The 13,442-nt window shown below is 70.8% G+C and carries 12 protein-coding genes and 1 pseudogene; 7 read left to right on the top strand and 6 right to left on the bottom strand.

Features of this window, described 5'->3' with window-relative positions; translation table 11 throughout:
- From ACIQV3_RS30485 to ACIQV3_RS30495, 3 genes are all read left to right on the top strand, one after another.
- Window positions 1-876 (top strand): alpha/beta fold hydrolase, encoded by an 876-nt coding sequence (locus ACIQV3_RS30485; RefSeq protein WP_403717515.1) that lies wholly within the window; start codon window positions 1-3, stop codon window positions 874-876.
- Complete coding sequence (locus ACIQV3_RS30490; protein ID WP_403717517.1) at window positions 873-1,115, top strand: hypothetical protein; 243 nt, start codon at window positions 873-875, stop codon at window positions 1,113-1,115. Before ACIQV3_RS30485 ends, ACIQV3_RS30490 begins: the two co-directional genes overlap by 4 nt.
- Before the next feature lie 168 nt (window positions 1,116-1,283).
- Entirely contained in the window at window positions 1,284-1,835 is a 552-nt protein-coding gene (locus tag ACIQV3_RS30495) for a flavoprotein (RefSeq protein WP_403717519.1), read from the top strand.
- Window positions 1,836-1,851: 16 nt separating this feature from the next.
- On the opposite strand, the gene ACIQV3_RS30500 is transcribed toward ACIQV3_RS30495, so the two are convergent.
- From ACIQV3_RS30500 to ACIQV3_RS30515, 4 genes and pseudogenes are all read right to left on the bottom strand, one after another.
- Entirely contained in the window at window positions 1,852-2,358 is a 507-nt protein-coding gene (locus ACIQV3_RS30500; RefSeq protein ID WP_403717521.1) for a DinB family protein, read from the bottom strand.
- Window positions 2,359-2,610: 252 nt separating this feature from the next.
- Window positions 2,611-2,922 (bottom strand): annotated as a pseudogene (locus ACIQV3_RS30505) (sigma factor); the annotation flags it as partial.
- Entirely contained in the window at window positions 2,847-3,767 is a 921-nt protein-coding gene (locus ACIQV3_RS30510) for an NAD-dependent epimerase/dehydratase family protein (RefSeq protein WP_403717524.1), read from the bottom strand. The pseudogene ACIQV3_RS30505 and the gene ACIQV3_RS30510, both read right to left, overlap by 76 nt.
- A 584-nt stretch (window positions 3,768-4,351) precedes the next feature.
- A complete protein-coding gene (locus ACIQV3_RS30515) occupies window positions 4,352-4,507 on the bottom strand; it encodes a hypothetical protein (RefSeq protein ID WP_403717526.1) in 156 nt (51 codons plus the stop codon).
- A 582-nt stretch (window positions 4,508-5,089) separates the two neighbouring features.
- Here ACIQV3_RS30515 and ACIQV3_RS30520 point away from each other — a divergent pair.
- The 4 genes from ACIQV3_RS30520 (at window position 5,090) to tpg (ending at window position 10,363) form a co-directional block, all read left to right on the top strand.
- Window positions 5,090-6,397, top strand: a complete 1,308-nt coding sequence (locus ACIQV3_RS30520; protein WP_403717528.1) for a ParA family protein — start codon at window positions 5,090-5,092, stop codon at window positions 6,395-6,397.
- Entirely contained in the window at window positions 6,394-7,299 is a 906-nt protein-coding gene (locus ACIQV3_RS30525) for a ParB/RepB/Spo0J family partition protein (protein WP_403717530.1), read from the top strand. The genes ACIQV3_RS30520 and ACIQV3_RS30525 overlap by 4 nt, the downstream gene beginning before the upstream one ends.
- A 145-nt stretch (window positions 7,300-7,444) precedes the next feature.
- Window positions 7,445-9,799, top strand: a complete 2,355-nt coding sequence (gene tap / locus ACIQV3_RS30530; RefSeq protein WP_403717532.1) for a telomere-associated protein Tap — start codon at window positions 7,445-7,447, stop codon at window positions 9,797-9,799.
- Between the two features lie 9 nt (window positions 9,800-9,808).
- Window positions 9,809-10,363 carry a telomere-protecting terminal protein Tpg gene (gene tpg / locus ACIQV3_RS30535; RefSeq protein WP_403717535.1) on the top strand — a complete coding sequence of 185 codons (555 nt, stop codon included), beginning with the start codon at window positions 9,809-9,811 and terminating at the stop codon, window positions 10,361-10,363.
- A 278-nt stretch (window positions 10,364-10,641) separates the two neighbouring features.
- On the opposite strand, the gene ACIQV3_RS30540 is transcribed toward tpg, so the two are convergent.
- Together ACIQV3_RS30540 and ACIQV3_RS30545 are read right to left on the bottom strand one after the other, a co-directional pair.
- On the bottom strand, window positions 10,642-11,115 hold the full coding sequence (locus tag ACIQV3_RS30540) for a MarR family transcriptional regulator (RefSeq protein WP_112453053.1): 474 nt from the start codon (window positions 11,113-11,115) through the stop codon (window positions 10,642-10,644).
- The gene (locus ACIQV3_RS30545; RefSeq protein ID WP_239516702.1) at window positions 11,112-11,750 is read right to left on the bottom strand and encodes a hypothetical protein; all 639 of its coding nucleotides are present in this window, start codon (window positions 11,748-11,750) and stop codon (window positions 11,112-11,114) included. Before ACIQV3_RS30545 ends, ACIQV3_RS30540 begins: the two co-directional genes overlap by 4 nt.
- Window positions 11,751-13,442: the final 1,692 nt, after the last annotated feature.

Consider the following 13,442-nt stretch of genomic DNA (forward strand, 5'->3'; position numbering starts at 1 on the left):
ATGATGTGGACCGAACGCACCGTCACCCGAGCCGGCGTCCGTCTGACCTGCCGTGACTGGAACGCCCCCCACCCCGCCTCCGCGCCTCCCGTGGTCCTCCTCCACGGCCTCGCGGGCCACGCGGGCGAATGGGACGCCACCGCCGCACACCTGGCCCCGCACCACCGCGTGGTGGCAGTGGACCAGCGCGGTCACGGAGCCAGCGAGCGCCGCCCCGCGGACGTCTCCCGCGCCGCGTACGTGGCGGACGTGCGGGCCGTCTGCGAGCAGCTCGGCGTGCACCGTCCGGTCCTGGCGGGCCAGTCGCTCGGCGGCCACACCGCGATGCTCACCGCGGCCGCCCACCCGGACCTCGTACGGGGCCTCGTGCTGATCGACGCCGGCGCCGCCCGGGCCGACCCGGACACTCCGGAGCAGATCGGCGGCTGGCTGGACTCCTGGCCGCTCCCGTTCCCCAGCCTCGCCGAGGCACACACCTTCCTCACCGGCCAGGGGCTGAACGGCGAGGCCTGGGCAGCCGGCCTGGAGCAGCGCGCGGACGGCTGGTACCCGCGCTTCGAGCGCTCGGTGATGGTCGGGGCCATCGCGGAGAACGGCACCCGCGACTGGTGGCCGCAGTGGCGCGCGGTCCGGTGCCCCACCCTGCTGGTCATCGGGGAGAAGGGCATCATTCCGCCGGAGGAGTCCGTCCGGATGCTCGACTCGGCCGACCCGTCCACCGCGACGACGGCGGTCTCCGTCCCAGGCTCGGGCCACGACGTCCACCTGGACCGGCCCGCCGCCGTGCACTCCCTGCTGTCCGCATTCCTCACGGAGTTCCGGCAACCGGGTGGCCTTGGTGACCCCCGTCCGACCACGTCGTTCACCAGGACATGATCAAGCGCATCGCCACCACGGCCCTCCTCGCCGGTACCGCCGCCCTCGCCGTCGTCGCCGCTCCCGCCATGGCCGCCGAGCCGCCGCACGCCGACTCCGTCACCAGCACCGTCACGGACGTCCCCCGGGACATCACGGGCCTGGTGCCCGGCCAGGCCGGCGACGACCTGACCGACTTCTCGGGCGCGTTCGGCGCGTTCACCGCGGGCAACGCCCAGCAGACCGTCTCCAACGGCTGACCCGCACACTCACGCCGGACCTCCGGACCTCCGGACCTCCGGATCTCCCCGAACCCCTGGACCGAACCCGGTCCGGGGGTTCGTCCCGTCCGGCGCCCCGGATACGACGCTCACGAGCCGCCGCGACCTGGGTCAACCACAGGCAAAGCAATATGATCACATTGCGGTATGACCACGACGAAGACCCTCTACCTGCTCTGCTCCGCCGCCCCGCCCGTCTTCGACGTGGCCCATGTCATCGAGGACGCCCAGTCCCGCGGCTGGGACGTCTGCCTCGGCCTCACCCCCACCGCCGCGCACTGGCTCTCCGGCAGCCTCGACGGTCTCGCCGCGCTCACCGGCCACCCCGTCCGCTGGCAGTACAAACTGCCCGGCGAGCCCGACGTGTGGCCGACGGCCGACGCCCTGCTCTTCGCCCCGGCCACGTTCAACTCCGTCAACGCCTGGGCCCTCGGCCTGACCGACCGGTTCGTCGTCGGGGTCGCCGCCGAGGCCATCGGCAAGGGCACCCCCGTCGTCACCATGCCCTGTGCGAACGCCGCCCTCACCGCCCACCCGCAGTTCGACCAGTCCCTGGCCGTCCTGCGCGGCGCCGGCGTCTCGGTCCTGTTCGGCGAGGGCGGATTCGTACCCGGACCGGCCGGCCCCGACGCCCCCGCGCACTTCCCCTGGGCGCCTGCCCTTGCCGAAGTGGACCGCATCACGGCATCCCCCGCGTAGCCCGCCCGGGGCGGCGCTACTCCCCGGTGACCCCGTCGATCGCCTCGCGCAGCAGGTCCGCGTGCCCGTTGTGCCGAGCGTACTCCTCGATCATGTGGGCCAGTACGTAGTGCAGGGAGTAGGCCTGGTCCTCGTAGGAGCCGGTCACGTCCAGGGACTCGGCCTCGTCCACGATCGCCCGCGAGCGCGCACAGGTGTCCTCCCAGATCTTGAACGACCCGGCGACATCGGCGTCGTCCACGTGGAACTCCGTCCACTCCCCCGCCTCGTTCTTCGGGAAGTACCCGCGGACGTCCTCTCCGCCCACGACATTGCGGAACCAGCCGCGCTCGACCTCCGCGAGGTGCCGTACCAGCCCGAGCAGACTCAGCCCCGACGGAGCCACCGCCCTGCGCCGCAACTGCTCGTCCGACAGCCCGGCGCACTTCACCATCAGGGTGTCCCGCTGCCACTGGAGAACGCTGGTCAAGGTGGCCCGTTCGTCGCCCACCAACACGGGCGGGGTCCGCAGCTCATCGATCATAGAAATGATGATCACAGCCCCACACCAACACCCGCACCGCGATTTCACATCCCGGACGCGGCGGACGGAGCCGCCCGGCCCCCGTTGCCCCGGCTCGGTGGCGAACCACGGCCGCCGGGCCCGTACATGGCCCCGGGCCCTGTACGCCTCCCGCGCACCATCGGGCACGGCCGGCAGGGACTCGGTCAGCAACGACCCGATGCAGGTCCCACGGGTCCCACGGGTGGCACGGGCGGAGGTGAGCCGGTTCAAGGACAGGCTGGTGGTGACCGTACGCACCAGATGGGCTCTCGGGTCGAGGGCGGCCGACCGGTCCGCGCGGTCCGGCCGGTCCCAGTCCAGCCACGCGTCCTGGAGCACGTCCTCGGCGTCGACGACGCTGCCGAGCATCCGGTAGGCGACGTCGAACAGCAGCCGTCGGTACGCGCCGAAGGGACCGAGGGCATCGGCAGAGGCTTCCGGGGGGACGCGGCAGTGCTCACGAACGATCAGCTGCCGCCGCCCCCCTCCGCTCCCGCAAGCGCACGCACCCCGGCCGCGCTGCTCCCGTACGCGGGAGCCCAGCCCAGCTCACGCCGCGCCTTGGCGTTCGCCAGCCGCAGATCCGTCCCCATGATGGTGTGCGCGAGCGGAGCCGGCTTCAGCACCCACAGCGGTACGGTCATCGGCGCGGGCGCCCCGAACGCCGAGGCCACCGCCCGCATGTGCGCGTCCCACCCCAGCGGCTCGTCGTCGACGATGTTGTAGGCCTCTCCGGCCCGCCCCGACTCCACACCTCCCACCACGGCGTCCGCCGCGTCGGCCACGTCGACCCAGCTCAGCGCCCGCCCCTTGGCCGCCACCACGGGCAGGGCGCGCTTGCGCAGCATCGGCGCCACGTGGACATCGGTGATCCCGGCTCCGTAGAACAGCCCGAAGCGCAGGCTCACCCCCTCGATCCCGTCGGCGCTGAAGGCCAGTTCCTCCTTGGTCCGCATCGCGCCCACGTGCCGCTCCAGCCAGGCGTTCGCCCCCTGCGGCCCGAAGCCGTGCTCCTCGCCGAGCACGGCCCCGCCGTGGTCCCCGTACCCGTAGCCGAACATCATCGACTCCACGACGAACCGCCGCGCCCCGGTCTCCCGCGCGGCGGCCAGCAGATGCGCGGTCCCCTCGGTGCGCAGCGCATTGGTCCCCGCCATGTCCTGGTGCCGGGCCATGGTCTTCCCCGACAGCGCCGTGGCCGCGTGCACCACCACGTCGAAGCCGAGCCCGTCCACGGCGCGAAGCAAGCCCTCACGGTCGAGCAGGTCGGCCCGGACATCCATCCCGGCGCCCCGCCCGAGACCGGCGACCTCGTGCCCGGCCGCGCGCAGAGCCCGTACCGCCCGCTGCCCCAGAACCCCGCTCGCACCCGCCAGCAGAACCTTCATGACCGTCTCCCTCTTCGCTCGCTCTTCGCGCTGTCATCCATGGGACAGACGAACGCCCCGGAACGTGACACCACCCAAAACTGACCCGTCCCACAACCCCCGGCAGAAGACTCCACCCCGGACGAGCTCCCAGCGTTAACGCCGTTAATGCCCGCCCCCGCGACCAAGCCCCCGGGCCCCCAGCGTTAACGCCGTTAATGCCAACCCCACACCCAGCCCGCGCACAGCTCCAGCGTTAACGCCGTTAATCCCCGCCCCCGGGACCCGGGCGTTAACGCCGTTAATGCCCGCCCCCACCACCGGGCCCCCGCAAAGCTCCGGCGTTAACGCCGTTAATGCCGCACCCCACCACCGAGCCCGCCGCCCCTGCCCCTGCCTCTGCCCCCGCCCCGGCCTCTGCCCCTGCCCCTGCCCCTGCCCCCGGCCCCGGCCCCTCCAGCGTTAACGCCGTTAATGCCTCCCGCAGCCAACCCCCGAGACCGAGCCCTCCCTTCGAGCGTTAACGCCGTTAATGCCCCACCGCACCGCACGGCCCCCGTCGAGGCCCACACCCCCGCCGTTAACGCCGTTAACGGCGTTAACGCCTAACCGCGCCGATCCGCCCACTCAGCCACCAGCAACCCGAGCCCGAGCCCGCCGAGGATCCGCTCCAACCCGAAGCCCAGCGCCTGGTCCTGCCCACCGGCCTCCGCCACGGAGGCCATCGCGGCTCCGAGACCGGGGCGCCTCTCCCCGTACACCCGCACCACCTCCCCGAGCCCCGAAGTCAGCTGAGCGTCCGGCCCCTCCCCCGCGGCCCCGCCCGCCATCGCACGTACCGGCACAACGCCGTCTTCGTGACGGCCAGCCGCCCGGCCACCCCCTGCATCGATACGCCGGCCAACCCCTCGCCTCCACCCTTGACGCCGCCCCACACCCACCCACCGCGTTAACGCCGTTAATGATCCACTTCTCATCACCCGGCAGGCGGTCCTCAACCGCCTCGACCGCCTCGACGGCCTCGACGGCTCGGCCACCGCCTTCGACCGGACCGGATTCCACGGCACCAGCCCCATCACACCGGGCGCGCCGGTGCCACCAAGAACCCCCTCGGGTTCGACTCCCCCACCGCCCCGGACCCGAGTCCGCACAACGCCGGCGGTCCGACTGGGACTACCGGCCCCGGGGCCCCGGACTCCGCACCTTCCAGGACCGGCTGATGACGCGTCCAGCGCACCCCGCCCCCACTCGGGAGGCGATTCCCGGCCGATCCACACCACTTCGTTAGCAAAACTCAAGCGTGGTGCCCACGAACACCCTTGAACGTTAGTAAAGTCCCTCGCATGACTTCACCCTCGTCACCGAGCGACCGCGAGAAGGTCGTCTCCAAGCTCCCTCCGTGGCTGCGCCAGGAACTCAAGATCCGCACCGCCCAGCTGAGGGTGGACATCCAGGACGCCGTCCACCAGGGCATCGCCCACTGGAGCGCGCTCGCCTCCTCCCCCTCCCCCGTCGACACCTCCGGCGCCGAGTCCTTCTCGACCTGGCTGCCCGCCGGCCAGTGGGAGTCCTTCCGCGCCGGCTCCAAGGACCGCGGCGTCTCCCTCATCCAGGGACTGGCCCAAGCCGTCTCCCTCTGGCTGGAGATGAACCCGGCCCCCACCGTGAAGCGACCCTCGGTCGTACGACGCATCGTGGTGTGCAACCAGAAGGGCGGTGTCGGCAAGACCGCCATCACCGCCGGCACCGCCGAAGCCCTCGCGGAGGACCCGGACACCCTCCACCCGGTCCGCGTGGCCCGCCAACTGGCCCGGCTCTCGGCGACCGAGGACGGCGACCGGACGGACCCGGACGCCATCGCGTCCGCCGTACCCACCGCATCCACCGCATCCGCCGCGTCCGCCCCGCCCGTAGACCTGGAAGACCTGCCCGGACTCGGTATGCGCGTCCTGCTCGTCGACTTCGACCCCCAGGGCCACCTCACCAAGCAGCTCGGCCGCCAGCCGCTGCCCATCGGCGGCGACAGCCTCACCTGCCACATGGCGGGCGAGGCCAAGGGCCCCCTCGCCGACCTGATCGTCCCCATCCCGGACGAGCACTTCGGCGACCGCCTCCACATCCTCCCGGCCTGCACGGACGCGTTCCTCCTCGACGTCCGCCTCTCCACGGTCCGCGCCCGCGAGGCCGCGCTCGAACGGGCCCTCGCCCCCGTAGAGGCCGACTACGACGTCATCCTCATCGACTGCCCGCCGAGCCTCGGCCTCAGCATGGACGCCGCCATCTACTACGGCCGCCGCCGCGACGCCGAACAGCCCGGAGCCTCCGGCGCGCTGATCGTGGTTCAGGCGGAGGACTCCTCGGCGGACGCCTACGACCTGCTCACCTCCCAGATCAACGATCTCCGCGACGACCTCAGCCTCGACATCGACTACCTCGGTCTCGTCGTCAACCTCTACGACGGCCGGCGCGGCTACATCGCCACCTCCTCCCTCCAGGCCTGGATGGACATAAAGGATCCGCGCGTGGTGGCCATCGTTCCCGACCTCAAGGAACAGCGCGAAGCGGTCCGCGTGAAGCAACCGCTGTTCGTCTACGCACCCAAGGGCGAGCAGGCCGTGGCCCTGCGCGCCCTCGCAAGGGAGATCTCATGAGCAAGGCCGACAAACTCGGAGTCTCGAGCTCCTTCGCCCGCGCCCAGCCCGTCGGCGTCAGTTCCCGCCGCGCGGCGATCGCCGAAGCCACCGGCGCCCCCACCTCCGGCGTGGTCCCGCCCTCGGAAGTGCCGATCGAGGCCCTCGCCCACAACCCGTTCAACCTCCGCGAGGACCTCACGGAGCTCGAAGAGCTGGCCGCGTCCCTGACCGTCCGGGGTCAGCTCCAGCCCCTTGCGGTCGCCACCCGCATGGCCTTCATGGAGGCCCACCCCGGCAACGCAGAGGGCCTGGGCCGCGCCCCGTACGTGGTGATCGACGGCAACCGGCGCCTGGCGGCGGCCCAGCGCGCCGGCCTGCGCACCATGCAGATCCACGTCAACGACTCCCTCGCCTCCTCGGCGGCGGACATCCTGGAGTCGGCGCTCATCGCCAACGTCCACCGCGTCGACGTGGCACCCATGGACCAGGCCCGCGCCCTGCAGGAGCTCGTCGAGGTACACGGCTCCCAGGCCCAGGTCGCCAAGCGCCTCGGCAAGACGCCGGCCTGGGTCTCCCAGCGCCTGACCCTGCTCAACCTCACCCCGGAGCTCCAGGACAAGGTGGAGACCGGCGAACTCAAGGTGGAACCGGCCCGCCGCATCGGCCGCCTCCCCCAGGGGGATCAGGCGTCGGCGGCGGAGAAAGCCGTTAACGCCGTTAACCCCCCGCGCCAACGCACCCGCCCGACCCCCACCCCCACTCCCACCCCCGAGCCCGATTCCCGCCCCTCCCCCGCCTCGTCCCCCCGTCGCATCACCATCGCGGCGGACTCCCCGGACACGATCGCGGACGCCCTCACCGCCCACCTCACCCCGGACGACCTGAAGGCAGTGACAGAACTCCTCCTGACCCGCATCTGACCCACCCCACCCCACCCCACTCACCCCAGACCCGACCCCACCCGACACGAAGGGGGCGTTGGCCCGGCCGGACCACCATCGCCCCCACGTGTGTTTCACGTGCGTTCCATGGTGCGGTTCGCATAAGCTGCGCCTGGAGGTGCCCATGCCCAACGCGCACGAAAACGAACAGACCTCGCTCTTCGCCGCGGTCGATGCCCTGCTGGAAGAGGCCGCGGCTCAGGACGCCCTCCCGCACCCGGACGAGCGCAAGCGCCTCCGCGAGGCCGCGGGCCTGAGCCAGGACCAGATCGCCCAGGCCCTGGCCGTCCGCCGCGAAACGGTCACCTCCTGGGAAACCGGCCGCACGGCACCCCGCCCTCCCAAGCGCGCCGCGTACGCCCGCCTCCTCAACGGCCTGGCAGACCTCCACGGCGTTAACGCCGTTAACGCCGTTAACGCCGTTAACGCCCCCACAACGCAGGCCGCCGCACCGCAGGTTGTCGCCCCCAAGGCCGAGCCCCCTCAACCGGCCGCCCCCCAGCCCGCCGCGCCCACCACCACCGCCCCCGTTAACGGCGTTAACGCCGTTAACCCCACCCCCCACTCCGCGGCCGCCGACCCCAAGCCCGCACCCCCGCACCCGGCACCCGGGTCAGAGCCCCAGTTCCGGGAAGGGCCGGTACGGGGAACAGCTCCGCAGGCCCCCACGACGCCCCCCACCGCCCCACACCCCGCGCCCCGCGCCCCCCGTCCCCCATCCGGAGCGGAAGGCCCCAAGCCCACCCTCCACAGGGGTGCCACCAAAGCCACCACCACCCCCTCCCCCCTCCCAGAGGGCAGCGGCCCCCTGGCCGTACTGGACGGCGCAGGAAAGGCCCACGCCGCCCACGGCGCGGTCCTCACACCCCCCGCCACCCCCACCCTCCCCGCCCTCGTCGAATGGGCCCTCTCCCCCGCCGCCGACCTCCGCTCCCCCCGCCTCCACCGCAACGGCAAGGACGGCGACCCCCTCCTCGTCCTCACCTCCGCCGCCACCGAGGCACTCGGACTCCCCCTGGTCCTCGAAGACCGCCGCGGCCTGCGCCTCCCCGACGACCACCCGGTCATCAAGCAGCTCACCAAAGCGAAATGGCAGCTGACCCGCCGCGGCTTCGGCCCGTGGCCCCGCATCTACCGCCCCGCCACCCCCACCACCGGCCGCCAGTGCGTCCAGCTCGCGATCCTCCCCTGGGGCGCCCTCGACCCCCGCGCCTGGGGCGAGCACACCGCCGACCTCCCCGCACCGGAACTCGCCGAGCTCCTCACCTCCTACGCGACCCGTGTCCTCACCCCCCGCGGCTCCACGGCCGTCTCGGGCCTGGAGCTGATGACGGCGCTGCGCCCGCCCACCCGCGCCGCCCGCGACGAGTCCACGAACACCTGGGTCTCCGCCCCGGTCCCCGGCTCCCTCACCCGCCCCGTCGACCCCGCTCCCCCGGAGGCCCCCGACGAGCACCCGGTCGTCGCGGCCCTCTACCCCCGATCCCACCAGCGCACCCCGGACCAGGTCCTCGACGAGGAGGCGTACGACTGGATCCGCGACCCCCAGCTCCTCAGCGACGCCGAGTGCACCCGCACCCACGCCGTCGGCATCGACGTGAACATGGCCTTCGCCGCGGCCGCCAACCGCCTCCTCGTCGGCACCGGCCCCGCCGTCCACACCGACGGCCCCCGCTTCGATCCGAAGCTCCCCGGCTCCTGGCTGGTGGACCTCTCCGCCCAAGCCACGGCCATGGACCCCCGGCTCCCCAGTCCCTTCACCCCGCACGGCCTCCCGCCCACCGGCCCCGCCTGGTACGCCACTCCGACCCTCGCCTACGCCCAAGAGCTCGGCCTCACCGTCCAGCCCACCGAGGCCTGGCTCCGCCCGGAGCACGGCCCGTACCTCGACGCCTGGTACACCCGCCTGCGCGACGCCTACATGGCGACGATGGCCGAACTCGGCGTCCACGCCTCCCTCACGGACTCCGCCTTCCTCCAAGCCATGGCGGAGTACAAGGGCGACCCCGACTCCCCCGCCCCGCAGACGGCGGTCCTCTCCGCGATCAAGTCCACCGTCAAGGGCGGCATCGGCAAGCTCCGCGAACGCCCGCAGGGCGCCGGCTACCGCCCAGGCGAAAGCTGGCCCGCCCTCGAGCGCCCCACCTGGCGCCCCGACATCCGAGCCGCCGTCATCTCCACGGCCCGGGTCAACATGCACCGCAAGATGCTGAAGTTCGCGACAGCGGCGGACCTCTACCCCATCGCCGTCCTCTCCGACTGCGCGGTCTACCTCTCGGACGGCCCCAGCCCCCTCGACTTCCTCCCCCGCACCCCCGAGGGCAAGCCCCTGCCCGGCGGCTTCCGCCTCGGAGTCAGCCCCGGCATGGTCAAGCACGAGGGCACCCAACCCCTCCTCTGGGCCGTTCAACTACTCGACGAACGCCACAATCCCGCCCGTCACATCAAGGGCCACGACGCCGCGGCCGACGGAGAGTAAGAGCCACCCATGTCCGAGATCAGCGACAGCCTCGACCGCGCCGACGAACAGAACTTCACCCGCCCCATCCCCAAATCGGCCGGCGCCCAGATCCGATACCTCGTCAAACAACTCAAGTCCACCAAGGCCGTGGCCGACCTCCTCGCCATCTCCCGCCGCACCGTCGAGCGGTACGTGAAGGACCAGATCAAGCAGCCCAAGCCGGCGCTCTCCGCCCGCCTGGAGCGCGAGGTGCGCCGCCGCTGGCAGCCCCTCGTCCGCAAGCGCGCCCGCGACAAGGCCGCGCAGCAGACCGGGCTGGTCATCGAGACCCGCGCCCGCTTCGGCTTCAGCGCGGCCCCCGGCACCACCGACGACGGCCGGATGCGCCGCATCACCCAGCACCTCCCCCCGGAGTACGCCTCCCGCCTCTTCAGCGCCCACGAGGCCGGAGCCTCCGAAGCCCAGCTCCGCGGCATCACCGCCGAAGGGCTCCAGGAGATCTACTTCAAGGACAACGGCGCCCGCGCCCAGGGCCTCCTCGTCGAGTTCACCGACATCGACTACGTGGAGCTCAACTTCTAGAAGACCGACCAATGGCCGCCCCCACACAGCAAGGAGGGGGCGACTTGTCAACGGCGACGGCGCCCCGGGTGGCCAGTTTCGACCGCGCCTTACGCGGACACCCGTAGGGCGGGGGCGTGGACTCCGGTTGGTGAGTAGGACAGGACGCCGACCCCTCCCACTCCCCCGAGCCTCCAAGCCCCCCTGAAGCCCCTCAGACGCCACAAAGGGCCCCGGAGTACTCCGGGGCCCCCACAAGCCCCTGAGCACCCCTCAGAAGCCCTACAAACGCCACTCACTCAGCCAACCGCGTGCAGCGCCCGACGCCGCTTCGATTCAGCCGCCTTCTTCGCGACGGCCTGAGCCGCCCGCTTCTTGCGCTGCTCGGCGAGCTGGTCCTGATACGCCGCCACCGCCCGGTGGTAGCTGGCCACATAGCCCCGCGCGTCCAGCCGCTCATCCGCGTCCATCTCGTTCACGGCCGCGACCGCATCCTCGAACGAGGTGTACCCGGCGAGCATCGGGTTGATCTGGTAGACCCCGTTCCGGATCTTCCTGACCAACTTCGCCAGCTCCAGGCTCCGCAGAGCCGCGTTCACGCTCGGCCGGCTCAGGTCCAGCATCCCGCCGACCGTCGCCTGGTCGATGAGGATCCGCCCGCCCGGCTCACTGAGCGAACGCAGCTTCAACAGCACCCGGTACGCCGCCGGAGGCAGGTCGAGGTCGGAGAGCAGCCCGTCTGCGTTGACCGCAGCGAATCGCAAGGTACTCACTGAGCCGTCCCTTCTCCCGTGCGCTTCGTCCGGCTCACCCGACGCGCAGCGCGCTCTCTTGCCCGTTCGGCCCGCAGTTCCGCGATGGCCTGCCTCATGTGGTCCAGCGAGGGGAAGCGCACCAGGTCCGGCAGGCTCGTATCGCTACGAATCTGCGAGATGGTCCCGTGCTGCTCCACCTTCACGAACTCACCCGTCATCTCAGTACCCGGGATGAACTCCGCCACCCGGTAACTGTAGGGCGGGTTGAACTGATACACACCCCGCCGCACCTTGAAGACGATCCCATGAGACATCACCGTGTGCAGAGCTTCCGACGTCTTCGTCCGACTGACATCCAGGATGGTAGCCATCTCCTCCTGGGTAAGTGGAATCCGCCCCCCCGCCCGCTGGCAGGCGATGAGCAGCAGGATCAGCCGCAGAGGCAGCGCTTCGCGGAAGTACTGGGCGATGACGAGGAAGAACTCGAGGCTGTCCATCGAGAACGCATTCGGCTGATTCTCGGTCCCGTAGAACTCCAGCGGCTTGCGCTCGCCGTCCAAGGTCAGCTTCCGCGTCGGGTACCGCTTCGCGAGGCTGTCCAGATCCTTGACCGGAGCCAGGGGCTGACTCCACGCGGAGATCGCATCGTCCACCGGCAGATCGGGACGCGGGGTCCCTACCGGATTGCCCCGGCGGCGCTGTGGCTCTGATGACACGAGGCTGCTCTCCACTCCGTTGATCTGCGGAGATCAGTATGTCAACAAGGGTGACACAAGTGTCACGCTCGTTGACGTTCGGCGTGTCTTGTGTCCCCTCACAGGTGACATATCTCAGCCACACCCACCCCGGACCCCCCTCCCGACCCTCCCCGGCCAACCGCACCCGCCCCACCACCAGTTAGCCGGCAGATCTCCCCCAATACGTCAGCCTCCCCGACGTTTTAGCCCATTTTACGTCAGCACCACTGACATTTTGCAGTCGTTGTGTCCCCCTAGCAGCGACACAACACCCGAGATATGTCCCTCCTGAGGGGACATATCTTTTCCCCCGCACCCCTCCTGACCTGCGACGACGCATCTCCGTACCTTCTATAGGCCGGTGGACGCCTCCGCCCAAGCCCTGAACGCCGTCTCAATCCGCACGCAAGCCCCCTGCTCCGCCCCAAAAACCACCCCTCCCCAACCCCACCCGCCCCAGCGGAACCCCTCGCTCCCCAGCCACAACCCCGCAGAATCTGACTGATTCCCATCTCTATCCACCCTTCACTTTGAATCACACCCCATCTACAACCCTTAACGCCGTTAACACCCCTCACAGCACCCCCGTTAACGCCGTTAAGACCACACCCAAAACCCCAGGTCACCAACCCCACGCTCCAAACGACATCCCCCACACCCAGGAAGCAGCCCTTCACACCTGCGAACCCCCACCCAGCCCCAACCAACAACCTCAAACCCTCAAAAAACGTCGGTGGCTGATTCCAAACAAGGCACCACTGACTTCACAACCTGGGAGAGGCCCCAGAGCAATGAGACGGCCCCCACCTAGGGCACCAAAACGGTTCACTCACCCGGAGCCAAGGTAGGGAGTACCTCCTCTGTAAGGGCAACACTCTGGCTGCGAAACAGCCCTTCCAAACCCATTACTTCGGTACCTCTCAGAGGCCCCAAAGGCCGCCATCTAGGACCTCAACCTGAAGTGCTGGCCCTTCCGTCGAGCTCAGCGAAGCGATTCGTCACTCTAGAACTAAGCGGAAGGCAAGGTGCCGGAGTCACTCGGGTCTAGCTCAGCGAGACCTCCTAAGGCTCAGGAGCAAAGCAGACCTTCCCAACCGGCCCAAGGCCCTGACCCCGAAACCGGATCGCCCGGCCAGAGCGCAAGTGGCCTCTGCCTCGAAGCCGGCCCGCTCCGGTGGAGCGCAGCGAAACCTGAGCCATTCCGGAGCGAAGCGCAGGACCCCGGCCCGAAGGGCCGGCCATGGCTCGGAGCGAAGCGGAGAGCAGGACCCGAAGGGCCCCAGCCAAGCGTAGCGAGGCCGTTCGCTGCTCTGGAGCGAAGCGGAAGGGCAGGCGCCCGAGGCGCGCTGGCCGAGCGTAGCGAGGCGCCTCCATCCTCTGGAGCGAAGCGGAAAAGGAGGCTCCAAAGGGGCCAGGCCGCGCGCAGCTCGGCCGTTCACTGCCCTGGAGCGAAGCGGAAGGGCAGGCCCCGAAGGGGCCAGGCCGAGCGCAGCTCGGCCCTTCACTGCTCTGGAGCGAAGCGGAAGAGCAGCCCCCGAAGGGGGCCGGCCCCGCGCAGCGGGGCCGTTCCGTCCTCAGCGCGCAGCGCTGAGGAACCCGCTCCGCGGG

This window comes from Streptomyces sp. NPDC099050, from assembly GCF_044759865.1.
Taxonomy (GTDB): domain Bacteria; phylum Actinomycetota; class Actinomycetes; order Streptomycetales; family Streptomycetaceae; genus Streptomyces.